This is a genomic window from Streptomyces achromogenes (assembly GCF_030816715.1).
Lineage (GTDB): Bacteria > Actinomycetota > Actinomycetes > Streptomycetales > Streptomycetaceae > Streptomyces > Streptomyces achromogenes_A.
This window is the reverse complement of sequence record NZ_JAUSYH010000001.1, coordinates 560,772-582,419: the sequence shown is the minus strand read 5'-3', so window position 1 is coordinate 582,419 and position 21,648 is coordinate 560,772. Positions and strand designations below refer to the sequence as shown.

The 21,648-nt window shown below is 74.2% G+C and carries 20 protein-coding genes and 3 pseudogenes; 12 read left to right on the top strand and 11 right to left on the bottom strand.

The features are described 5' to 3' along the window. Positions 1-188 precede the first annotated feature (188 nt). Positions 189-1,379, bottom strand: coding sequence for an MFS transporter (locus tag QF032_RS02610; RefSeq protein WP_307054707.1), 1,191 nt, complete (start codon positions 1,377-1,379; stop codon positions 189-191). A gap of 624 nt (positions 1,380-2,003) precedes the next feature. Between QF032_RS02610 and QF032_RS02605 the strand changes: the two genes are divergently transcribed. Further along, on the top strand, positions 2,004-3,665 hold the full coding sequence (locus tag QF032_RS02605) for a sigma-70 family RNA polymerase sigma factor (RefSeq protein ID WP_307054705.1): 1,662 nt from the start codon (positions 2,004-2,006) through the stop codon (positions 3,663-3,665). Positions 3,666-3,709: 44 nt separating this feature from the next. Here QF032_RS02605 and QF032_RS02600 read toward each other — a convergent pair whose 3' ends face one another. Continuing rightward, complete coding sequence (locus QF032_RS02600) at positions 3,710-4,558, bottom strand: pectate lyase (RefSeq protein ID WP_307054703.1); 849 nt, start codon at positions 4,556-4,558, stop codon at positions 3,710-3,712. A gap of 190 nt (positions 4,559-4,748) precedes the next feature. Here QF032_RS02600 and QF032_RS02595 point away from each other — a divergent pair, with 190 nt between their 5' ends. Further along, the gene (locus QF032_RS02595) at positions 4,749-5,705 is read left to right on the top strand and encodes a GlxA family transcriptional regulator (protein ID WP_307054701.1); all 957 of its coding nucleotides are present in this window, start codon (positions 4,749-4,751) and stop codon (positions 5,703-5,705) included. Between the two features lie 116 nt (positions 5,706-5,821). Then, on the top strand, positions 5,822-6,820 hold the full coding sequence (gene gap, locus QF032_RS02590; protein ID WP_307039603.1) for a type I glyceraldehyde-3-phosphate dehydrogenase: 999 nt from the start codon (positions 5,822-5,824) through the stop codon (positions 6,818-6,820). 91 nt (positions 6,821-6,911) lie between these two features. Here the strand turns inward: gap and QF032_RS02585 are convergent, their stop codons facing one another. After that, a complete protein-coding gene (locus QF032_RS02585) occupies positions 6,912-7,871 on the bottom strand; it encodes a helix-turn-helix transcriptional regulator (protein WP_307039601.1) in 960 nt (319 codons plus the stop codon). A gap of 271 nt (positions 7,872-8,142) precedes the next feature. Between QF032_RS02585 and QF032_RS02580 the strand changes: the two genes are divergently transcribed. From QF032_RS02580 to QF032_RS02555, 6 genes are all read left to right on the top strand, one after another. Then, entirely contained in the window at positions 8,143-8,541 is a 399-nt protein-coding gene (locus QF032_RS02580; protein ID WP_307054699.1) for an ANTAR domain-containing protein, read from the top strand. A 140-nt stretch (positions 8,542-8,681) separates the two neighbouring features. Continuing rightward, entirely contained in the window at positions 8,682-9,374 is a 693-nt protein-coding gene (locus QF032_RS02575; RefSeq protein ID WP_307054696.1) for an alpha/beta hydrolase, read from the top strand. A 172-nt stretch (positions 9,375-9,546) separates the two neighbouring features. Then, positions 9,547-9,723: a hypothetical protein gene (locus tag QF032_RS02570; RefSeq protein ID WP_173985838.1), complete on the top strand. Its 177-nt coding sequence runs from the start codon at positions 9,547-9,549 to the stop codon at positions 9,721-9,723. Positions 9,724-9,872: 149 nt separating this feature from the next. Beyond that, a complete protein-coding gene (locus tag QF032_RS02565) occupies positions 9,873-10,340 on the top strand; it encodes a cell envelope biogenesis protein OmpA (RefSeq protein WP_307054694.1) in 468 nt (155 codons plus the stop codon). A gap of 91 nt (positions 10,341-10,431) precedes the next feature. Further along, a complete protein-coding gene (locus QF032_RS02560; protein WP_306955249.1) occupies positions 10,432-10,575 on the top strand; it encodes a hypothetical protein in 144 nt (47 codons plus the stop codon). Between the two features lie 266 nt (positions 10,576-10,841). After that, positions 10,842-11,675: a class I SAM-dependent methyltransferase gene (locus QF032_RS02555; RefSeq protein WP_307054692.1), complete on the top strand. Its 834-nt coding sequence runs from the start codon at positions 10,842-10,844 to the stop codon at positions 11,673-11,675. A 57-nt stretch (positions 11,676-11,732) separates the two neighbouring features. On the opposite strand, the gene QF032_RS02550 is transcribed toward QF032_RS02555, so the two are convergent. The 3 genes and pseudogenes from QF032_RS02550 to QF032_RS02540 form a co-directional block, all read right to left on the bottom strand. Beyond that, positions 11,733-12,068, bottom strand: a complete 336-nt coding sequence (locus QF032_RS02550; protein WP_307039593.1) for a hypothetical protein — start codon at positions 12,066-12,068, stop codon at positions 11,733-11,735. Positions 12,069-12,252: 184 nt separating this feature from the next. Then, positions 12,253-13,025: pseudogene (locus QF032_RS02545) on the bottom strand (MMPL family transporter); the annotation flags it as partial. Beyond that, positions 13,004-13,123 (bottom strand): annotated as a pseudogene (locus QF032_RS02540) (RNA polymerase subunit sigma-24); the annotation flags it as partial. The pseudogenes QF032_RS02545 and QF032_RS02540, both read right to left, overlap by 22 nt. On the opposite strand from QF032_RS02540, the pseudogene QF032_RS02535 reads away from it, so the two are divergent. After that, positions 13,122-13,372, top strand: a pseudogene (locus QF032_RS02535) (GyrI-like domain-containing protein); the annotation flags it as partial. The pseudogenes QF032_RS02540 and QF032_RS02535 overlap by 2 nt on opposite strands. 46 nt (positions 13,373-13,418) lie before the next feature. Here QF032_RS02535 and QF032_RS02530 read toward each other — a convergent pair. After that, complete coding sequence (locus tag QF032_RS02530) at positions 13,419-13,892, bottom strand: iron chaperone (RefSeq protein ID WP_306955257.1); 474 nt, start codon at positions 13,890-13,892, stop codon at positions 13,419-13,421. A gap of 84 nt (positions 13,893-13,976) precedes the next feature. Continuing rightward, complete coding sequence (locus QF032_RS02525; RefSeq protein ID WP_307039592.1) at positions 13,977-14,483, bottom strand: pyridoxamine 5'-phosphate oxidase family protein; 507 nt, start codon at positions 14,481-14,483, stop codon at positions 13,977-13,979. A 266-nt stretch (positions 14,484-14,749) separates the two neighbouring features. Between QF032_RS02525 and QF032_RS02520 the strand changes: the two genes are divergently transcribed. Together QF032_RS02520 and QF032_RS02515 are read left to right on the top strand one after the other, a co-directional pair. Continuing rightward, the gene (locus QF032_RS02520) at positions 14,750-17,581 is read left to right on the top strand and encodes an ATP-binding protein (protein ID WP_307054690.1); all 2,832 of its coding nucleotides are present in this window, start codon (positions 14,750-14,752) and stop codon (positions 17,579-17,581) included. A gap of 102 nt (positions 17,582-17,683) precedes the next feature. Continuing rightward, positions 17,684-18,094: a RidA family protein gene (locus QF032_RS02515; protein ID WP_306955262.1), complete on the top strand. Its 411-nt coding sequence runs from the start codon at positions 17,684-17,686 to the stop codon at positions 18,092-18,094. A gap of 170 nt (positions 18,095-18,264) precedes the next feature. Here the strand turns inward: QF032_RS02515 and QF032_RS02510 are convergent, their stop codons facing one another. Genes QF032_RS02510 through QF032_RS02500 form a run of 3 tightly spaced genes read right to left on the bottom strand, consistent with a single transcriptional unit; the run spans position 18,265 to position 21,454 of the window. Next, positions 18,265-19,476, bottom strand: a complete 1,212-nt coding sequence (locus QF032_RS02510) for a sugar ABC transporter permease (RefSeq protein ID WP_307049869.1) — start codon at positions 19,474-19,476, stop codon at positions 18,265-18,267. A gap of 53 nt (positions 19,477-19,529) precedes the next feature. Further along, entirely contained in the window at positions 19,530-20,309 is a 780-nt protein-coding gene (locus QF032_RS02505; protein WP_306955265.1) for an ATP-binding cassette domain-containing protein, read from the bottom strand. Between the two features lie 32 nt (positions 20,310-20,341). Continuing rightward, on the bottom strand, positions 20,342-21,454 hold the full coding sequence (locus tag QF032_RS02500) for a sugar ABC transporter substrate-binding protein (protein ID WP_307054688.1): 1,113 nt from the start codon (positions 21,452-21,454) through the stop codon (positions 20,342-20,344). Positions 21,455-21,648: the final 194 nt, after the last annotated feature.

Sequence of the window (21,648 nt, the reverse complement as noted above, 5' to 3'; positions counted from 1 at the left end):
CAGGGCGCAGACGGCGAGCAGAGCGGTACGTCGCATCGAAGGGCCTTTCCCGTGATGACGTGATGACGGATGGGGCCTGCACAACGCGGAACCGCCCGGTCCCGCACCGCCGAAAGGCCGAACCCACCCGTACGGACGCGGCCAGGCGTGCACGCGGCGCGCGGACGGCGGTCGGCCCCGCCGGGCGGTCAGCCCTTCGCCGGCACCGGTCGCCGCAGCAGGTAGGCCGCCGCCAGCGAGACGAGGACGGCCATGCACGCGATGAACACCAGGCCGGCGCCCTCCAGGCCGAGAGGGCCGACCAGCACGCCCACACCGATCACCGGGACCGAGATGCCCGTGTAGGCCACCACGAAGAGCGTCGAGATCACCGCCGCGCGCTGCTCCGGCGGGGACGCCGCGGCCACCGCGGACAGCGCCCCGCGGAAGGTCATGCCCTGCCCGGCCCCGCCGACGGCCGCGCTGAGCACGACCAGCGCGAGCAGGTCCCAGCGCAGGGCGCCCGCGAGCAGGGCCAGACCGGCCAGGAGCACGGCGCAGCCCAGCGGCAGCGACCGTGCGACGCCGATGCGGCCGACGGCCGTCTGCCCGGCGATGGAGGCGAAGAAGGCCAGCGCGACGACGAGTCCGCTCACGGCGTGGTCGGTGACGTCCAGTGCCCGGGCGAGGAACGCCGGGCTGACCGAGGTGAACACACCGAACAGCGCGAACCCGGCGAAGGAGGCCGCGGCCGCCGGCCCGAACACCGTCCGCACCTGGGGCGGCAGACCGGGCCGCTGCGGACGCACCGCGCCCACCGGTCCCCGGTCCGTCACGGTTTCGGGAAGGCGCGCGAGCACGGCGGCCGAGCCGGCGATCAGGACGAGGTGCACGGCGAACGGCAGGTACAGGGGACGGTCCGCGTACTGCGCGAGGACCCCGGCCAGCAGCGGACCGCAGCCGAGGCCGCCCATGTTGGCGGCCGTCGCCACGAGGGTGGCCCGGGCGGCCCCGCCCGGCGGGGCGAGGTCCATCACGTACGCCGTGGCCGCCCCGGTGCACAGGCCGGCGGAGAACCCCGACAGCAGCCGCCCCGCGTACAGCCAGCCCAGGCCGGTGGCGCACAGGAAGCAGACGGCGCTCGCGGCCGCGAGGCCCAGGCCCCACAGCAGCACCGGACGTCTGCCGACGGTGTCCGAGGCATTGCCCGCCAGCAGCAGGATCCCGATGACGCCGAAGGCGTACACGGCGTACACGACGGTGACCGTCAGCTCGGAGAAGCCGAACTTCTCCTGGTAGAGGCTGTAGAGAGGGGTGGGCAGCGTGGTGCCGGCCATGCACACGGCGAACACGGCGCCGGCGAGCAGACACCGGAGCCGGCCTCGGCGTTCACGGTCCATGCGGGCGACAGTAATCCGCACACCGCCCCGGCCGCCGACCGGCGCGCGGCACGGGCACCCGGAGCGGCGCCGCCGGGGGACACGGCCCGCTCCGCGTCGAGCGCGCCGGCGATCCGGCCGACGGAGGCGCGGCCCTGGGCCAACTCGGCGTACACCCAGGCGAATTCGGAGAGGGGGCCGAGGGAACAAGGCGAGGGCCTTCCTCCGCGCCTTTCCCGGGGGCGAGGACGCGGGCCACCAGCTCGGACCTGAACCGGTGAGCGGTGGCCAGCCAGGCGCGTTCACCGGCCCGCGCGCGCTGCCGTGGAAGCTCAACGAACAGCGGGAGGCAGACCGCGGCCAGGATGCCCAGCCACAGCACGAGGCCGGGCGCGTCGCCGTCCACGACGCCCTCGCCGACCGTCAGTCCGATGTGCACCGGCCTGACTTCATTTGTCCATCGGTGCCGGGCACTCCTCGCCGATCCGTCACGCGGCCGCGATGTGACCGCCTCCATTGCGCGGCGCCGCCACAGCGGCGACTCTCTCCTCGCACGTTTTTCCGAAGAACCGTTATCCGGTGCTCCCGCGGTGATCCCCGAAGCGAGGGACAGCATCGTTCGGAGTCGAGGACAGGGAAGCAGCAATGAGCGAACGGCACACGGTGGACGCCACGGAGCTGGTGAGGGCCGCCCGGGCGGGCGACCAGGCGGCTCAGGACGCGCTCGTCGGCGCCTACCTCCCGCTGGTCTACAACATCGTGGGCCGGGCATTGAACGGTTCGGTGGACGTGGACGACGTCGTGCAGGACACCATGCTGCGCGCCCTCGACTCGCTCAGCACGCTGAGGTCGCCCGAGAGCTTCCGCTCCTGGCTGGTGGCCATCGCGATGAACCAGGTCCGCGCGCACTTCAACCGCCTCCAGCCCGCGCAGGGCGGCATGGAGGAGGCCGACGAGGTGGCCGATCCGGGCGCCGACTTCGTGGACCTGACCATCGTGCAGCTGCAGTTGTCCGGCCAGCGGCAGGAGACCGCGCGCGCCACGCGCTGGCTGGAGCCCGACGACCGCGGCCTGCTGTCCCTGTGGTGGCTGGAGTGCGCCGGCGAGCTGACCCGCGCCGAGATCGCCGACGCCCTGACGCTGACAACGCAGCACACGGCCGTACGCGTGCAGCGGATGAAGGCGCAGCTGGAGGCCGCGCGGGTGGTGGTGCGGGCGCTGGACGCGCAACCGCCGTGCGAGGAACTGCGGGGCGCCCTCGCGGACTTCGACGGCCGGCCCTCGGCGCTGTGGCGCAAGCGCATAGCCCGGCACGCACGCGGCTGCGCCCGGTGCTCGGGCCTGTGGAGCGGACTGCTGCCCGCGGAGGGACTGCTGGCCGGGCTGGCGCTGGTCGCGGTGTCGTCAGCGATCCTGGCGAAGGCCCCCGGCACCGCCGACACCGTCGCCCTGGCCGCCTCGGCCACCCCGGCGTCCGCGGACGGGGATCCCGCCGTGATCGTGCGGCCGTCCCGTCGCGCCTCCGGTGATCGCACGGTCTCCCGCACCGCGGCCCGCCGGCGGCGGCGCACGCGGCGGCGGGCGGTCGGCGGAGCGGTGGTGGCCGCGTGCGTGGCGGGCGGCGGGCTCTACTACTTCGGGACGCAGCCGGGGACGGGCTCGGGGGAGAGCACCGCGGTGCAGCCCGCGAACGACGCCCTGGTCTCCGACCGGCCCTCCCCGGACGCCGACCGCACGAGTCCGTCGCCCTCGCCGTCCCCGTCGGTCTCCGCCTCGCCGTCGGCGTCGGCGTCGACGTCACCGGCCGCGAGCGCCTCGCCGAGCGCCCGCGCCTCGCGCAGCGCCTCGGCGAAGGCGCCGGCGAAGCCGGCCGCCGGCGCGCGGCGGTCCGCCTCGAAGACGCCGTTCACGCAGACGGGTCCGTCCGACCGTGAGAGTCAGGTGATCGCCCTGGTCAACAAGGAACGGGCGGCCGCGGGTTGTGGTCCCCTCACGGGGGACCCGCTGCTGCGCAAGTCCGCCCAGGGGCACTCGGACGACATGGCCGCCCGCGACTTCTTCGACCACACCAACCCCGACGGCGCCGACCCCGGAGCACGCATCACCGCCGCCGGCTACCGCTGGTCCACGTACGGCGAGAACATAGCCAAGGGGCAGCAGTCGGCGCAGTCGGTGATGACGTCCTGGATGAACAGTCCCGGCCACCGTGCCAACATCCTCAACTGCGACTTCAAGAACATCGGCGTGGGCATCCACGACGGCGCCGGCGGACCGTGGTGGACGCAGAACTTCGGCGCCAAGCTGTGACCGGGTGACCGGGTGACCGGGACCGGCGGGCCGTGACCGCGTGGTCACCGGAAGGTGACGTCGGACTCCTCGAAGAGACAGTTGACTCCGTCGGGTCCGGCGTCCAGCTTCGCCGGGTCGCCGGTGGTGACCCCCTCGAACTTCTGGCAGGGCACGATGTCCCGACCCGGGTCGCCGACCACGGTGACACCGCTCAGCCGGGCGGTGTCACCGAAGTTGCCGTTGACGCCGACCAGTTCGCGGCCGGGAGCGGTGGCCGTGACGTTCTCCAGCACCACGTCCCGCCGGAACTGCGCACCGCAGTCGCCGCAGGAGCGCACCAGTTCCCCGAAGCCGGCCACGGCGAAGTCGCGCACGGTCAACGTGCCCGCCCCGTCGAACCGGAACACCGTGCCCGCCGCGTCGGCGGCACCGCCGCCGCTGACGGTGTACACGGCGTCCGGGGACCTGCCGACGAAGGTGGCCGCGTCCTCGCCGACGTCCTCCCAGTACACGTTCTCCAGGGTGCAACTGCCCAGGCAGCGCACGCCGCCGGCGGCGGGAGCGCCCAGGACGACGTTCTTGAGGACGGTGCCGTCGGCCAGCTCGAACAGCGGTGAGCGGCCCGCCTGTCGAGCGTCCCTGGCCAGGGCGCCCGCTGCGGTGAACCGGGTCAGCCCGCCGTCGAGGACGCCGGTGACCCGCCGGGTCGCGGTCAGCCGCACCTCGCCCGCGACCGGCGGTACGGCGAGGACGCGGGCTCCGGCCTGTTCGGCGGCCGCCCCCCGTTCTCCGCTCGCGAGGGCGACCTGCGCCACCAGTGTGACCGCGAGAACGCCGGCCGCGGCGGCGACGATCAGCGGGGTCCGGTTATGACGCCTGCGGTGACCGGAGTGGGGAGAATGAGCTGTCACGTGAACACCGCGCCTTTCCACGAACCGTCGGAGAGGCATACGGGCACGGCCTCGGGCGTGTTCACCGCCAAGCCCGCAGCAGCTCGCCTCCCCGTGAAGCCTCCCTGACGCCTCCGTGATGCCCTCCGACATCCCCGGGCGCCGGGGCGCGGCGGACGCGCCCCGGCGCCCGCCCCGTACCCTGTGGCGAATGTCCTCCTCCCGCCTCCGGCGCGTCGCCGTCCTCGTGCTCGACGGAGCGAAGCCCCTCGACGTCGGCATCCCGGCGCAGGTGTTCACGACCCGCGCGAGCATGCCGTACGAGGTCCGGGTCTGCGGTGCGGCGCCCGGACCGGTGAGCGGCGGCGACGGACTGTCGTACCACGTCGCCCACGGTCTGGAGGCGCTCGAGTGGGCCGACGTCGTCTTCCTCCCCGGCTACCGGTTCCCGGACCGCGACGACCCGCCGAAGGCCGTCGTCGACGCGCTGATCGCCGCCCACGCCCGCGGCGCCCGGCTCGCCGCCATCTCGACCGGCGCCTTCGCGCTCGCCGCCACCGGTCTGCTCGACGGCCGGCGCGCCACGACGCACTGGCACTACGCGCGGGCGCTCGCGGCGAGGCATCCGCGTGTCCGGGTCGACGAGAACGTCCTCTTCGTCGACGAGGGCAGCGTGCTCACCTCGGCCGGGGCCGCCTCCGGCATCGACCTCTGCCTGCACGTCCTGCGCCGCGACCTCGGCGTGGCGGCGTCCAACCACGCGGCCCGGCGGCTGGTCGCGGCCCCCTACCGCAGCGGCGGACAGGCGCAGTACGTGCCCCGCAGCGTGCCGGAGCCGCTGGGCGAGCGGTTCGCCGCCACCCGCGAGTGGGCCCTGCACCGGCTCGACGAACCCCTGACCCTCGAGGCGATGGCCCGCCACGCGGCGGTCTCCGAGCGCACCTTCTCGCGGCGCTTCGTCGAGGACACCGGGTACACGCCGATGCAGTGGATCATGCGTGCCCGTATCGACGCAGCCCGTGAGCTGCTCGAGCGCTCCGAGCGCGGGGTCGAGCAGATCGCGAACGACGTCGGGCTCGGCACCGGCGCGAACCTGCGGACGCACTTCCAGCAGATCCTCGGCACCACGCCGAGCGAATACCGGCGCACCTTCACCCGGGGCGAGTAGCGGTGGGCCGAGCCCTCCGCGCGGCTGGCGGGATCCTTTCGAACCATGGCGCTCACGCCGTGGCCGACGGCACCCGCGCCGCGCGAGGCTGGTGGCGAACCGAAGGGACACCACTCATGACTCGCATCGCCGTCAACGGATTCGGCCGCATCGGACGCAACGTGCTGCGTGCGCTCCTCGAACGCGACAGCGACCTCGAGATCGTCGCCGTCAACGACCTCACCGAGCCCACCGCCCTCGCGCGGCTGCTGGCCTTCGACTCCACGTCCGGCCGGCTCGGCCGCCCGGTCACCGTCGAGGACGGCGCCCTCGTCGTCGACGGCCGCCGTATCAAGGTGCTCGCCGAGCGCGAGCCGGCGCAGCTGCCGTGGGCCGAGCTCGACGTCGACATCGTGCTGGAGGCGACCGGCCGCTTCACCTCCGCGAAGGCCGCGCGCGCCCACCTCGACGCGGGCGCGCGCAAGGTGCTCGTCAGCGCGCCCTCGGACGGCGCCGACGTCACCCTCGCCTACGGCGTCAACACCGACGCCTACGACCCCGAGCTGCACACGATCGTCTCGAACGCGTCCTGCACCACCAACGCGCTCGCCCCGCTGGCGGCCGTCCTCGACGGTCTCGCCGGCATCGAGCACGGTTTCATGACGACCGTGCACGCCTACACGCAGGAGCAGAACCTGCAGGACGGCCCGCACCGCGACCCGCGCCGCGCCCGTGCGGCCGGCGTCAACATCGTCCCGACCACGACGGGCGCGGCCAAGGCGATCGGGCTCGTGCTGCCGAACCTCGACGGCAAGCTGTCCGGCGACTCGATCCGGGTGCCGGTCCCGGTGGGGTCGATCGTCGAGCTGAACACGACCGTCGCCCGCGAGGTGTCGCGCGACGAGGTGCTGGCGGCCTACCGTGCCGCGGCCGAGGGGCCGCTGGCCGGCGTCCTCGAGTACTCGGAGGACGCGCTGGTGTCGTCGGACATCACCGGCAACCCGGCGTCGTCGATCTTCGACTCGGCCCTCACCCGCGTCGACGGACGCCACGTCAAGGTGGTCGCCTGGTACGACAACGAGTGGGGGTTCTCGAACCGCGTGATCGACACCCTCGAACTGCTCGCCGCCCGCTGACCCGGGACCGCCCGACCGGGCGGTCCCGGCCGCCTGACGGGCCCGCGGTACGACGACCCGGGTCGGCCCGGCCCGGGTCGGCCGCCCCGGGTCAGCCGCCCTGGAGGGTCCGGCCCGGGCTGCGCAGATAGGTCTCGCGGTAGAGCGCGGCGAAGCGGCCCGGGTGGTGGAAGCCCCAGCGGGCCGCGATGCCGGTGACCGTCGCCCCCTCGTGCGGGGCGGCGGCCAGCAGGTCCCGGTGCGCGTGCGACAGCCGGACGCGGCGCACATACGCCAGCGGGGTGCTGTCCAGGTGGCGGCGGAAGGCGTACTGGAGGGCTCGGACGGTGACGTGCGCCGCGCCCGCGATGTCGGCCACGGTGATCGGCTGGTCGGCGTGGTCGTCGATGTACGCCAGCGCGCGGCGAAGCATGTCCGGATGCGCGTCGCGCCGGTCGGCGGCCGCGGGGTCGGTCAGCGCCGTGTTGGGGAACGCGGCGAGCACGCTCGCGGCCAGGTGCTGGGACGCCGTGGACGCGATCAGCGGCTGCTCGGCGAGCGCCGGGTCGGCCAGGATGTGGTCGCGTACGTAGGAGATCGTGTCCCGCAGGCGTCTGCCCGCTTCGGGGGAGTGCGGCCGGTGCCCGGTCAGCCGGACGGGCTCGGTGAGCGCGGTTCCCGCGGTGGCGGCCACCTGGGTCAGCAGATCGGTGTCCAGCATGGTGATGTTGTAGCGGGCACGGCAGACGCGGCCCGCGTAGGACTGCGTCGGCGGCGCGAAGGACACCACGTCCCCTGGGCCGAAGGAGTCCTCCACCCCTGGGTAGACATGGTCGCGGATCGTGCCCTCGTGGACCACGCACAGACAGATCCGGCCCAGCGGCGTGACGGCGTAGCTCATGTCGAAGTCGAGATCGAGCTCGTCGACCGTGACCGGGCCGAGGTCCCCGCGGCTGATCCGCGCCCTGCCGGTCTCCGGGGTGCTGCTGCCGATGCGCATGTCGGCGTAGGCGCGGCTGAGGAATTCCTCCGTCAGCTCGAGGTCGTCACTGTCGAACGTGAGCGTGTGCATGCGCCCGGATCTCCTCGCCACGGAGCGATCTGCCCCTCTCGGCCTGCATCTGCCCCGCGCACGGTTCGCGATGCCTGTGGGGGACGCGCGGAGTGTGTGTTTTTTCGTTGTGCGGACTGCCGCCCTCGATGTCGTTCGTTTACGGGATCGCGGGGGACCGGGCCGGGGGCCCAGGCTGGTGACGACGTCACTCTCGCGGACGTCACGACGACCCGGGCCTTCGTCTGCGGACAGGCGACTGTCGGAGGCTGAGGAGGAAAAGCGACCTCGCATGTCGGAAAACGACGAACTCGTACGGAGAGTGGCCGCGCTCGAGCAAGAGGTGGAACAACTCCGTCATGCCCTGACCTCGCACGCGGTCATCGATCAGGCGATCGGTGTGGTCGCGGCGGTGTGCCGGCTTCCGCCGCAGGAAAGCTGGGACGTGCTGAAACAGGTCTCCCAGCACACCAACATCAAGTTGCGCGAGGTCGCCGAGCTGGTGCTGCGCTGGGTGGAGTGCGGCCGCCTGCCCGACGAGGTCCGCCCCGTGATGCGTGCCGCGGTGGCCCGCACCCGGGAGCGGGCCAGGGCCGACGGCGCCCTCGGGCAGACCGGGGAGCCCGCGCCCGGGCGGCCCCCCGTCCGTCGGGGGCGAGCCGTCGCTCCTGCGGACCCCGGCTGTCTCTGACATCCTCGGCCGTGTCCGCCGGACCGGGCCGGGAGGTGTCCCGGGACGTCCGTGGCGGTCCGGGGCGAGCTGCGGGAGGCGGCGGGGCAGTGGGCGACAAGGGAACGGGCACAAGGGGAGCGGGCGCGAAGGGGACGGTCGTGGCGCCCGGGGCCGCGTTGGCGGTGAGGCGCCGGCCGACGGCGCCGGCCGGGGCCGCGGTGCTGATGCTGCACGGCGGCCGGGAGCACAGCCGCACGACGTCGAAGGCCTGGCACGCGGCCGCCCTGCGCATGCGCCCCGTCCTGCGGGCGGCCGTCGCCTCGACGGACCGCCGGGACGTCCTCTTCGGCGAGGTGCGCTACCGCTTCCAGGGCTGGAACGCCACCGCGGACCCGGTGGACGACGCGGCACGGGCCCTCGACGAGCTGCGGCGTCTCGCCGGCGAGGTGCCCGTGATCCTGGTCGGTCACTCGATGGGGGGCCGGGCCGCCCTGCGCGCGGCCGCCGACCCGGCGGTGCACGGTGTGCTGGCGCTGGCGCCGTGGTGCCCGCCCGGCGAACCCGTCGACCACCTCGCCGGGACGCGGATCGTCGTCCTGCACGGCGACCGGGACCGGGTCACCGACCCCGGGGCGTCCGCGGAGTACGTGCGGCGGGCGCGGCAGGCAGACGCGCAGGCCGGTCTCGCCCTCGTTCGCGGGGGCGACCACGCGATGCTCCGGCGCGGCGCCGACTGGCACCGCGCCACGACCGCGGTCGTCGCGCAGCTGCTGCGGGCCCGGTCGGCGCCGGGCTCCCTGGAAGGCCTGGCCGGCCGGGCCTGCGCGGCGGAGAACCCGCTGCCCTGGTGACGCCGGAAGCCTGCCGCGCCCGGCGTCGCACGGTCCTCCACGGGGCCCCGTGTCGCGCGCACCGCGGCGCATCGGGGACAATACGATGATGTCGCCGTTCGGCGGTTCCGCTGCCGGGCCGTCAGGCGACTGCCCGTAAGCGCCGGTTCGACCCGAAAGAAGAGCCTCCTCGGTGACCCCCGTCTTCGACGACACCCCGATCTACCACCGTCTCGTCAGCGAACGAGGTGATGTGCCCGCACAGGTGCGCGGCGAGGCCGAACGCATCCGCCGCGACCTCGACCGGGTCATGAGCGCGCCGTCCTCCTTCACGCCGGGCCTGCCCGCGCCGCGGGGGTTCTTCTCCTGACACCGTGAGGATCCGTCAGGCACCGCAAGGGGGACGGCGCTTGAGGGACAGCCCGTTGTCAGTGGTGTGATGAAGGATGCCTCCGGAGAGAGATCAACTCCGGCTCGCCGGGTAGGCGGTCTCCAGTCCCCGTCCAGGAAAGGTCACCGATGATGCCGACCACCGCCAATCGCCGGCCAGCCGCGGCACCACGTCTGCCCCTCCCGGACGAGCGCGGGGCGGGGACCGTCGCGCGGAAGGCGCCCTCCCGCCCCACGGAGCCGCTGAGCCGTGCCGGCGCCGACATCCTGCGCATCGTCTCCGACCCGCGTACCCCCGTCTTCGTCACCGAGCACGCGAACGGCCGGCGCATCTACGGTTACTGGCGGCCGCTGGACGCGGGAAGCGGCCGGGGAGGCTGCTACGTCGCCCTGTCCCGCGCCGAGTGCGACGCGCTGCACGCCGCCGGACGCATCACGCTCGGCGAGCCCGTCGCCGACCCGGCGAAGACGACCTACCGGGTCCAGCCGGCCCGCACCGCCCCCGCGGCCGCACGGGCGACGTCCGTACCCGTCCGCACCCCGGTCGCCCCGGTGACGCGCGGCCTGAGAGTGGCCCCGGCGGCACGGTGCGCGTGATCCGGCTTCCGACCGGCCTGTTCGACCCGTTCGGGGGTAGGACTGAGCCGAGAAGACGAACGACGTCGACGGATCCCACGGGAGCAGAGCGATGAGCCTCATCCAGCGCATCAAGACGTTCGCCCGCAGCCCTCAGGGGCAGCGCACGATCGAGCAGGCACGCCGTGCCGCGACCGACCCGCGCCGCCGCGCCCAGGCGCGCGGCCTCCTCGCCCGGCTGCGCGGCCGCCGCTGACGCCTCCTCACGGCCGGGCCCGTCGACGTCACCCCGGCCCCCGCGCCCCGCGGTGACCGCCCGACGGCGCGTGACGGAACGCGCCCGCGCACGCGGGAACTGCCGCTGACGGGCGGTGGAAGGCGCACATCGGTGCCGGGAGCGTGACACCTCGGATACCTTGCCGGTCATGACGGACGGGACAGGGCGACCGCGCGAAGCCCGCCACGGCGGAGGGTTCCCGCCCGTGACGCCGGAGTCCGCGAGGCGGGCGGCGAGGCGACGGGATGCCTGACGGGTGGGAATGGGACAGCTCTCTGTTCCGGGGCAGCGCGGCCTACTACGAGCGGGGCCGACTCCCGTACGCTCCGGGCTTCGCCGAGACCGTCGCCGACGCCCTCGGTCTGGACGGCCGGGGCAGACTCCTCGACGTGGGTTGCGGCCCCGGCACCGTGCTGCTCGCCCTCGCGCCCCGCTTCGCCGAGGCGGTGGGCGTCGACCCGGACGAGGACATGCTGGCCGAGGCCGAACGCCGGGCCGGCCGGCACGGCGTCGCCGCCCGCTGGGTGGCCGCCCGTGCCGAGGACCTGCCGGCGGGGCTCGGGGAGTTCCGGGCGGTGGTGTTCGCCCAGTCCTTCCACTGGACCGACCGGGACCGCGTCGCCGCCACGGTGCTGCGGATGCTGGAACCGGGAGGCTTCCTCGTCCACGTCAGCGACCACGAGAACCCGCCCCCCGACCCGAGGCCGCTGCCGTCGCCCGCGCCCCAGTACGACCGGATCGCCGCCCTCGTGCGCCGATATCTCGGTCCGGTGCGCCGCGCCGGACGCGGAGTACTCGTGAACGGCACGCCGGACCGGGAGGACCTCGTCATGGCCCGGGCCGGGTTCGTGGACTTCCGGCGGCATGTCGTGCCGGCCGGCGGCGTGGCCGAGCGCACCGCGGACGACATCGTGGCGTGGGCGTTCTCCCGGTCCGACTCCGCGCCCCATCTGTTCGGCGACCGGGTGGGCCACTTCGAGCGGGATCTGCGCGCCCTGCTGCGGCAGGAGGCGTCCGACGGCCGCTTCGCCGAACGTCTTCCGGCCACCGAGATCATGACCTGGCGGACACCACGCTGATCCCACCGGCGAGCGGTGGGCGGCCGGCCGCGCGCACAGCGCCCGGACGCCTCCCGTTCACTCCGGGAACGCCACCGCGTCCTTCTGCAGGCGCACGGCCGCCAGCAGGCTCAGGCCCGGCTCCGCCTTGCGCAGCGCCTTCACCGCCGAGACCGAGGCGAGGTCGCCGGTGAAGCCGGCCGAGGCGAGCCGGGAGCGGACCCAACGGGCGCGCAGCTGACCGTCGGTGGCGGCGGCGGTGGACCCGACCAGTGCGGCGGCGCGTTCCAGTCCGGGGCGCTCCTCGGGCGAGGCCTCGGCGAGCGCCTGCCGAAGGGCGGCCGCGACCAGGTCCGAGTCCCGGACGATCAGTACGGCGTCCTGTTTCCTGCTGAGTCCCGCGAGTCCCGTCATGCCGGTCATCGTGGCCGCCTTGTCCCGCTCCTGCCAAGCGACTTGAGGAGCCTCAGAGGAAGCAGCCTCCGCCCGGGGGACCGCCCTGCGCCCGGTCGGCCAGTCCGCCGCCGTCACGTGCCCGGGAGCGCGCCCCGGAGCCTTACGCGCCCCGGAGCCTCACGTGCTCACGCGCCCCGGAGCCTCACGTGCTCCGGAGCAGCGGCTCGCGCTCGGGCTCGCCCGTGGACGACGGCGACGGGTCCTGACGCCGGAACAGCCGGCCGGCCCACCACATCCACCGGCCCACGTCCAGCGTCAGCGCGGTCACCAGCACCGAACGGACGACCGCGGTGTCCAGCAGCACCCCGAACGCCACCGCGAACCCCAGCTCGGCCGCGAACACCAACGGCAGCGAGGCCATCGCCGCGAACGTGCCGGCCAGCACGAGCCCGGCCGACATGATGACACCCCCGGTCGCGGACAGTCCGGTCAGCGCGCCGCGCCGGGTGCCGTGCAGCAGAGTCACCTCGCGCACCCGGGTGACGAGGAAGATGTTGTGGTCGATGCCCAGCGCGACCAGGAACACGAACGTCAGCAGTGGGAAGGACGCCTTCGTCCCGGCGAAGCCGAACACGTGCTGGAACACCAGGCCGCTGACCCCGAGGGCCGCTGCGAACGACAGGACCACCGTCGCCATCAGCAGCAGCGGCGCGACGACTGCCCGCAGCAGCAGCATCAGGATGAGGAACACCATGCCCAGCACGATGGGAATGATCACCGCGGAGTCGTGGGCGGCGGCGTTCTGCGTGTCGAGCAGGATCGCGGTGTTGCCCCCCACCTGGGCCCGCGCGCCCTCGATGGGTGGACGGCGGCCCGGGCACGCTCGACGGTACGCATCGCGGCCGTGCTGCTGGGATCGTCCTCGAGCTCCGCGAGCACCATCGCCGTGGCGTGACGAGCGGTTCGGGGAGCCAGGGGCCGACGTAGGTCTCGCGACGGCGGTCGACGGCGTCCCGGTGGGCGAGCGCCGCGTTCACGGCGATCCGCACCAGGTAGGCGCGAGGGTGGTCGATCCGCTCCGCGGCCGTGCCCGAGGGGGCCACCCGCCTGGACGTCCCGGCCGGCACCTGGGCGGTCTTCACCGCCTCGGGGCCGGTGCCGGAGGCCATCCAGGTCCTGTGGCGGGACGTGTTCACCGAGTGGTTCCCGCCAATCCCTACCGCAGCCGTCCCGGCCCCGAGATCCTGCGCACCCGTCCGTCGCCGGACGGGACCGAGGCCGACGCCGAGCTGTGGCTTCCCGTGGAACGCGAAGGGGGCTGAACCACCGCCGGGTCAGGGCGCGGTGACCGCCGCGGCGGGAGCCCCGTCAGCCCGCCGCCCTCGCGACGAGCTCGGTGATACGGGATTCGGTGGCGGCGTCCAGCTTCGTCAGGGCGTACGCCGTGGGCCACATGGCGTCGTCGTCGAGGCCCGCCTGGTCGCTGAAGCCGAGGGTGGCGTAGCGGGTCTTGAACTTCTGCGCGCTCTGGAAGAAACACACCACCTTGCCGTTCCTGGCGTAGGCGGGCATGCCGTACCAGAGCTTGGGCGCCAGGTCCGGGGCGGCCGCCGTGACGATCCGGTGCAGTCCTTCGGCGAGGACGCGGTCGGCGTCCGCCATGTCGGCGATCTTCGCCAGCACGTCCTTCTCGCCGTCCGCCTTGGCGGTGCGCGGGCTGCGGCGCGCGGTCGTCTTGAGGTCCCGGGCGTGTTCCTTCATCGCGGCGCGCTCCTCGTCCGTGAACCCGTCGAACTTCTCGGGGGCGGCGCTGCTGCGGGCGGGCTGCTGGGTGTTCGTCATGACGGAGCTCCTTGGTCGACGGTCAATCAGATCGCTGGTGAGGCCCGGTACTTCGGGTCGGGGGAACGGTGTCGCGGCGGGCGCTCAGGCCAGCCAGCGGCCGTCGCGCATGAGCTCTCGGCCGGTCAGCTCGTCCGCCTCGCGCCAGCTCTGGACGCGGCGCGGGGTGACGCGGAACCAGCGGTATTCCGTGGTGAGGGTGCGCGGGTCGAAGCCCGTGCGTTCGGCGAACCGGTCGCCCTGCCGCGGCGACAGGGCGTCGATGCCGAGGACCTCGGCCTCGCCCTCGATCATGCAGACGTCACGGGTGTGACCGAGGGCCAGCCGGGCGGTCCGGGAGGCCGCCAGGTTCCGGCCGGTCGGGCTGTCCGCCGGGGTGGCCATGAGCAGCGTGCGGCCGTCCCAGTCGAAGGAGAGCGGCACGAGGTGGGGTGTGCCCTCGGGAGAGGCGCTGGCCACCCAGACGTCGACGTCGTGGGCGAGCCGGTGCTCGGTGTCGTGGCGGCGCACCGCGCGGGGGCGGGGGCCGGCGCCCGAGGGCCCGGGCCGCGGGCCCGTGGTCTCGTACGCCGGTGCGGACGATCCGGTCATGGTCGCTCCTGCGGTCGGTGAGGTGATCGTGAGCGGCGCCGGGGAGTCCCCGCCGGGGCTCGGACGCCGTGGTCACAGCCTCTCCCGAGCGCTGTGGCCGCCGCGTCCGTGCTCACCACGGAAAGCACCACGGAAAGCACCGCGGACAGGACACGGAGATGACCGGACCACGGACAGGACACGCGGAGGACCGGACGACGGACAGGACCGAGGAGCGGACCCGGACCGCCTGCGGCCCCGGGGCGACCGCCGCGGATAATGTCCCGGTGTCCACTCCAGCGATCTCGGCCCGGGAAGCGGAAGTGCTCGCGCTGCTCGGCGAGCACCTCAGCAACGCGGAGATCTCCGCGCAGTTGTTCATCTCGGTACGCACGGTGGAGTCGCACGTCTCCGCGCTGCTGCGCAAGCTCCGGGCTCCGGACCGGCGCACCCTGTCCCGGCGTGCGGCCGACCTCGCCCGCGCCGGGCAGACGCGCCCGACGCCCGCACTGCCGACGCCGCTGACGGCGTTCGTGGGCCGGACGCGGGAGCGCGCCGACCTCGCCGAAGCCGTGAAGACGCGCCGGCTGGTGACCGCGGTCGGGCCGGGCGGCGTGGGCAAGACCCGGCTCGCGCTGGCGGTCGCGGCGCAGACGGCCGGGGACTTCCCCGACGGGGTGTGGTTCGTGGATCTGGCCCCGGTCACCGATCCGGGACGGGTGGGCGCGGCGGTCGCCGCGACGGTGGGCACGGGTGAGCAGCCGGGTCGTGGCGTCGACGAGACGGTGCTCGCCGCGCTGGCCGACCACCGGACCCTGCTGGTGCTGGACAACTGCGAGCAGGTTCTCGAGGGCGTAACCCCGTTCGTGGAGCGGCTGCTGACGGTCTGCCCGGGGGTGCAGGTGCTCGCGACGAGCCGCGCCCGGATGCTGGTGCCGTTCGAGTGGGCCTTCGAGGTGCCCCCGCTGTCCTGGGCGGACGGCGAGGAGTCGGAGGCCGTGGCGCTGTTCGTCGAGCGGGCGGCGGCGGCCGGCCGCGCACCGGACGCGACGGCGCGCGAGGGCGTCGCGGCGCTCTGCGCCGGCCTCGACGGGATGGCGCTGGCCATCGAGCTGGCGGCCGCACGCTATCCCGCCCTGGGGCTGGAGGGCCTCACGGCCGGTCTCACCGACCAGTTGCGCATGCTCGCAGGCGGGCCGCGTGCGCACGACCGGCACCGCTCGGTGGGGGCGGTGCTGGACTGGAGCCACGACCTGCTCGACCCGCCGGACCGGGCGTTGCTGCGCCGGATCTCGGTGTTCGCTGCGCCGTTCACGGCCGAGGCGGCGACCGCGGTGGCCGCCTTCGCGCCGCTGGACCCGGCCGCGGTCGCCGACGGCCTCGGCAGACTCGCCGAGCAGAGTCTGCTGACCGCGACGCCGTCACCGGCAGGCGTTCGGTACCGGGCGCTGGAGACCGTCCGCCAGTACGGCGCCCGGCGGCTGACCGACGCCGATGAGCCGGCCGACGTCCGCTCCCGCCACCTCGGCTGGTGCCTGGGCGCCGCGTCCGCCCTGGAGGACGCCCGACGGTCCGACGCGTCGGCGGAGTTCGCGGACGAGGGCCGCTGGGCAGGGTTCGACGCGACGGCCGACGACCTGCGGACGGCCCTGGCCTGGGCGGCCGACCGGCCGGAGCGGCGCGCGGACGCCCGCCGCCTCGCACTGTCCCTGGCGGGCCTGGCCTTCGCCCGCACCCTGGTCGGCGAGGCCCAGCAGCGCTTCGAGCAGGCGGCGACGCTCGCCGACGCGGCGGGCGACCCGGCCGGCGCCGCCGCCGCGCTGCGCCGGGCCGCAGGGGTTGCCGGCTGCCGCAGGCTCGGCGACGACATGCTCCGCCTGCACCGTGCTGCCGCGGACGCGGCCCGCCGGGCCGGCGACTCGGCGGCGGCGGCCCGCGACCTGGCGGCCGCGGCCACCGTCGCGTACCGCTTCTCCAGCACGTTCGCACGGGTCCCCACCGCCCGGGAGGCGGCCGGCCTGCTCGCGGCGGCGCGCGAGCTGTCCCGCGACGGAGGCCCGGCGGCCGGGGCGGCGGTCGCGCTGGCCGAGGCCGCGGTGGTGGCGGACGCCTTCGGCGCGGTCCAGGGCGACACGGACAACACCGCGCACGAGACGGTCGGATACGCCGAGCGGGCCGTGGAACTGGCCCGGCGGGCGGACGACCCGGTGGCCGAGTCCGCGGCCCTCGACGCGCTCTCCGGCGCCCACAGCTGGGCGGGCCGGCCGTTCGGGGCGGCGGGGTCCGCCCGCCGCCGGATCGACGTGCTCGCCGCGGCGCCGCGCACGCCCGCCGCCGCGCACGAGCGCATGGACGCCCTCGCCATGGCGTCCGCGACCGCGCTGGGGGTGGGCGAGCTGGAACAGGCCCGGCGGTGGGGCCGGCAGCTCGCCGGTCACCCGCTGCTTGCCGAGGCCGGCCATCACGCCGTCTCCTGGCTGCTCGTCGCGGACGCCTTCGCGGGCGCCGCCGACGACGTGCTCACGGGCAGCGCGCGCTTCCTCGACGCGTGGGAGCGCGGCGGCCGCCAGCGGTCGTTCTCGCTCGGCCCGGCCGCCGCGTCCGTCGCGATGGTCCACGGGCTGCGCGGCGATCACGAGGCCAGGGCGGCGTGGCTCGCGATCGTCCACGAAGCCGGGCACGAGTCCGAGCACCGCCACGGCTACGGCGCGATCTTCGATGCGACGGTGTCGCTGCACCGCGGGGAAGCGGATGCGGCGCTGGAACGGGTGGCGGAGCCGCCGGACCGGGTGTGGAAGTGGGTCACCTGGGTCTGGCTGCACTGGTACGCGGCGGTGCGGGCGGAGGCGTCGGTGCTGGCCGGACACCCGGACGCCCGCGAGCGGATCGGAGCCGCACGCGCCATCGTCGCCGGCAACTCCATCGCCACCGCCCAACTGGACCGGTCCGAAGCGCTGTTGGACGGCGACCAGGCGCGCATGGCCGCCGCCGCGACGGCGTTCGGGGCGGCGGGCTGCCACTACCAGGCGGCCCGGACCCTCCTGCTCGCCGGGGACGCCCACACGGCGGCCGGCGCTGCGGCGCTCACCGGTCTCGGCCTCGCACCTCGCGCCGACTGAACACCGGCCCCCGGTAAGGCCGTTCGAAAAAGGAGAGGCGGCGGGCCCGGGGCCTTTGCGAGGATGTCCGGGCTCCTCGTCCCGAGAAAGGACCCGCAGACCGTGCCTCGTGCCGTCACCCTGATCCGCTCCGCCGCACTGTCCGACGTCGCCGAGTACGCGTACGCCGCCACGGCGCCCGCGGAGTCACGTCTGATCTTCCTCGCCGGCGCGTGCCCCCTGAACGAGGACGGCTCCACGGCGGCGATCGGGGACTACGCGGGCCAGGCTCGCAAGGCCGTCGAGAACATGCGGACGGCGCTCGCCGCCTCCGGCGCGTCGCTCCACGACGTCATCAGCACCCGGGTGCTCGTGGCGTCGGCCCGGCAGGAGGACCTCGTGACGGCTTGGGAGGTGGTCCGGGACGCGTTCGCCGACCACGACGTCCCGAGCACCCTGATGGGTGTCACCGTGCTCGGCTACCACGACCAGCTCGTCGAGATCGAGGCCGTCGCCGCAGTGCTCGATGCCTGAGCCCCGACGACCGCACCGCGCGCGTCCCGCCGCCCGGCGCAGCCTCGGAAGGCGGGCGCCGCATGGGTGCTGGTGACGGCCGTATGCCGGGAGGCCCAGCAGGTCGGCCCCGCGCCTGTGCGCGCACCGGCTCAGGCCCCCGGCGACCGTCGCGGGAGCGTGCCGCGCGGTCAGGGGTGTCCCCGGGCGCGTGCGGCGCGGCGGGCCAGCGAGTCGAGGACCACCGCGGCGTACAGCACCCCGCCCGTGACCATGAACTGCACCGGGGGCTCGACACCCAGCAGCGCCATGCCGGAGGCGATCGACTGGATCATGAGCACGCCCAGCAGCGCGGACCAGGGCGAGCCCCGCCCGCCGAAGAGGCTGGTGCCGCCGACGACGGCCGCGGCGATGGCGTTGATCAGCAGCATGCCGGAGCCCGGCACCTGGCTCGCCGAGGTGAGCCGCGACGCGACGAACAGGCCGCCGACCGCCGCCAGCGTCCCCGACACCACGAACACCGCGATCCGCACCCGCGTCACGTCCACGCCGGATCGCCGGGCCGCCTCCACGCCGCCGCCCAGGGCGAGGACTTGCCGGCCGTACGGCGTGCGACGCAGGAAGAGGTCCGAGGCGACGACGACCGCGAGGAAGATCAGCAGGGCGAGCGGCAGCCCCTCGAACCGGTTCAGGACCAGGACGGCGGCGAACGCGACGATCGCGAGCAGGGCCGCGCGCGCCCAGATCCCGCCGGCCGGCCGACCGGGCATCCCGGCCGCCTCGCGGCGCCTGCGCTCACGCAGGGAGGCGAGGAGGTAGAGGACCGGGGCGAGCGTCGCCAGGCCGTAGGTGACCGCGGCGGCGCTGAAGTAGCGGCTGGTCAGCGTGGCGACCAGACCGGTCTCGCTGAAGTTGATGGCGGTCTCCGTCCCCAGCAGGTAGAGCATCAGGCCGTTCCAGGCGAGGAGGCCGGCGAGGGTGACGACGAACGCGGGGACGCCGATCCGGGCGAAGGAGAACCCGTGCACCGCCCCGGCCGCCGCGCCGCAGAGCACCGCGATGATCACCGCGAGCCATTCGGGCATCCCGAGGTTCACGTTGAGCGCCGCGAACACGGCCCCCGCGAGGCCGGCGAGCGAGCCCACCGACAGGTCGATCTCGCCGATCAGCAGCACGAAGACGATACCGACGGCGATCATGCCGGTGCCGACGATGTCCACGCTGAGCACGGACAGGTTGCGCGGCGAGAGGAAGTTGTGGTCGAGGATCTGGAAGGTCGTCCAGGTCACGGCGAGAGCGAGCAGGACGGGGACCGGGCCGAGGTCGTGTGCGTGCAGCCGGCGGCCCACCGCGGCGGCGCGCGCCCGGAGAGCTTGCGCGCCCCGCCGTGGCCCCTCGCGCATCCGGCCTGCGTCGGGCGCGGCCTCGTCGGCGTCCGCCCCGTTCTCCCTCCCCGTCACGGCCAGGTCTCCTCGGCCCGGGTCGAGCGGTGGCCGACGGCGTTGTCCGACGCGCCGGTGATGGAGGCGATGATCTGCTCCTGGGAGGCGGTGTTCACGTCGAACACACCGTTGTTGCGTCCGAGACGCAGGACGGCGATCCGGTCGGCGACGGCCTTGATGTCGCCCATGTTGTGGCTGATGAGGAGAACTCCGAGCCCCCGGTCGCGCAGCTGCTCGATGAGGTCCAGGAGCTGACTGGTCTGCTCGACGCCCAGGGAGGCGGTGGGCTCGTCCAGCAGGAGGAGCCTGGGCTCGCCGAGCAGCGATCGGGTGATCGCGACGACCTGCCGCTGCCCGCCGGACAGGGCGGCGACCGGGACCCGCACGTCGGGGATGCGGATGGACAGGGTGTGCAGCAGATCGCGGGTGCGACGCTCCATCTCGACCTCGTCGAGGACGCCGAGCCGGTGGATCTCCCGGCCGAGGAAGAGGTTGCCGACGACATCGAGGTTGTCGCACATCGCGAGGTCCTGGTAGACGGTCGCGATGCCCAGGAGCTGTGCGTCCTGGGGGCGCTTGATCTGGATGGGGGTGCCGCGCCACTCGATGACGCCCAGGTCGGCGGGCCCGACGCCCGAGATCACCTTGACGAGTGTGGACTTTCCGGCGGCGTTGTCGCCCACCAGGGCGACCACCTCCCCGCCCCGGATCTCCAGCTCCACGTCGACCAGCGCCTGGACGGCGGCGAACCGCTTGGAGACGCCGCGCAGCGCCAGCAAGGGCTGAACCGCCACGGGCCACCTCCTGTCGGTTCCGGCAATGCCCGTCAGATGAGTCCGGCTTCGGCGCAGGCAGCCCGGAGACTCGGTGGACATATCTGAGCGATGGTGTACATACCATCCTTTACCAGAGTCTCCTTGATGGTGCCGACGGTGACGGAGACGGCGGGGAGCAGGACCGCGGGGATGTCCTTCGTGGTGGTGTTGCTGACGGCGCCGGTGGCGATCGATCCGACCGAATCGCCGCGTCCCACGGCGACGGCCATCTCGACCGCCGCGTCGGCCGCCGGCTTGAACGGCTTGTAGACGGTCATGTACTGGTCGCCCCTGACGATGCGGCGCACGGCGACGAGGTCGGCGTCCTGGCCGGTGATCGGCGGTAGCGGACGTACCTCGGCGGCCCGCAGGGCGGAGATCACGGCGCCGGCGAGGCTGTCGTTGGCGGCCAGGACGCCGTGGACGGCGTCCCCGCCCAGTGCGGCGATGGCGCTGCGCATGTCGACGAAGGCGTTCTCGGGCCGCCAGCCGACGACGTCGTACGACTTGCCGACCTTCACCTTGCCCCGGAGGACGGAGAGGGCTCCCCGCTTGAACCAGGCGGCGTTGGGGTCGGTCGTGGCGCCGTTCATCATGACGATCTGTCCGCCGTCCGCCTTCGCCCCCATGCCCTGCAGAAGCCCCTCGCCCTGGAGCCTGCCGACCTGCGCGCCGTCGAAGGTGACGTAACCGGAGATCGGGCCCTGGGCGAGCCGGTCGTAGGCGACGACCGGGATGTCGGCCCGGTGTGCGGCCTCGACCGAAGGGCGCAGCAACTCCGGGTCGACGGCGGCGACGATCAGTACGTCCACCCCCCTCGTGATCATGGATTCCAGCTGCTGCCGCTGGACCGCCGGGTCCGGTGTCGCGGCTACGGTCACCGGGCAGGACGGGCACAGTTCCTTCAGCTTCTGTTCGATCAGGGGCCGGTCGAACTGCCCGAAACGGGAGGCCCCGCCGCCCGGGAGCAGCAGGCCGACGGTGGGGTTGTCCTCCCCGTCGCCGCTTCCGCCGCTTCCGCCGCAGGCTCCTGACAGGGTCAGCACGGCGGCGACCGTGAACGCCATGAACGCACGGACGAGGGACCGGCCCTTCCCGGCCGGAAGGCTGACACGAGGACCCATCTTCGGTTCCTTAGGGGATTTTTGTCAGATTTTATCCCGTGATGAACTACTGCTGCCAAGCGTAGTCAGGCCCGTTGCCCTGTCCCGTTCCGGGCGGCGAACGGCCTATCGCGAACGCCCTCGCGAACGGCATCCCGAAGGGTCCGTCGCGGGCCGATCGAAACGGCCCCTTCAGCCCCGGGCGGAGGCGGAGG

Excerpts from the sequence above, each read along its gene's own strand:
- QF032_RS02610 (WP_307054707.1), bottom strand. The coding sequence starts at position 1,379 with ATGGACCGTGAACGCCGAGGCCGGCTCCGGTGTCTGCTCGCCGGCGCC.
- QF032_RS02605 (WP_307054705.1), top strand. The coding sequence starts at position 2,004 with ATGAGCGAACGGCACACGGTGGACGCCACGGAGCTGGTGAGGGCCGCC.
- QF032_RS02595 (WP_307054701.1), top strand. The coding sequence starts at position 4,749 with ATGTCCTCCTCCCGCCTCCGGCGCGTCGCCGTCCTCGTGCTCGACGGA.
- gap (WP_307039603.1), top strand. The coding sequence starts at position 5,822 with ATGACTCGCATCGCCGTCAACGGATTCGGCCGCATCGGACGCAACGTG.
- QF032_RS02585 (WP_307039601.1), bottom strand. The coding sequence starts at position 7,871 with ATGCACACGCTCACGTTCGACAGTGACGACCTCGAGCTGACGGAGGAA.
- QF032_RS02580 (WP_307054699.1), top strand. The coding sequence starts at position 8,143 with ATGTCGGAAAACGACGAACTCGTACGGAGAGTGGCCGCGCTCGAGCAA.
- QF032_RS02565 (WP_307054694.1), top strand. The coding sequence starts at position 9,873 with ATGATGCCGACCACCGCCAATCGCCGGCCAGCCGCGGCACCACGTCTG.
- QF032_RS02560 (WP_306955249.1), top strand. The coding sequence starts at position 10,432 with ATGAGCCTCATCCAGCGCATCAAGACGTTCGCCCGCAGCCCTCAGGGG.
- QF032_RS02555 (WP_307054692.1), top strand. The coding sequence starts at position 10,842 with ATGCCTGACGGGTGGGAATGGGACAGCTCTCTGTTCCGGGGCAGCGCG.
- QF032_RS02550 (WP_307039593.1), bottom strand. The coding sequence starts at position 12,068 with ATGACGGGACTCGCGGGACTCAGCAGGAAACAGGACGCCGTACTGATC.
- QF032_RS02530 (WP_306955257.1), bottom strand. The coding sequence starts at position 13,892 with ATGACGAACACCCAGCAGCCCGCCCGCAGCAGCGCCGCCCCCGAGAAG.
- QF032_RS02525 (WP_307039592.1), bottom strand. The coding sequence starts at position 14,483 with ATGACCGGATCGTCCGCACCGGCGTACGAGACCACGGGCCCGCGGCCC.
- QF032_RS02510 (WP_307049869.1), bottom strand. The coding sequence starts at position 19,476 with ATGCGCGAGGGGCCACGGCGGGGCGCGCAAGCTCTCCGGGCGCGCGCC.
- QF032_RS02500 (WP_307054688.1), bottom strand. The coding sequence starts at position 21,454 with ATGGGTCCTCGTGTCAGCCTTCCGGCCGGGAAGGGCCGGTCCCTCGTC.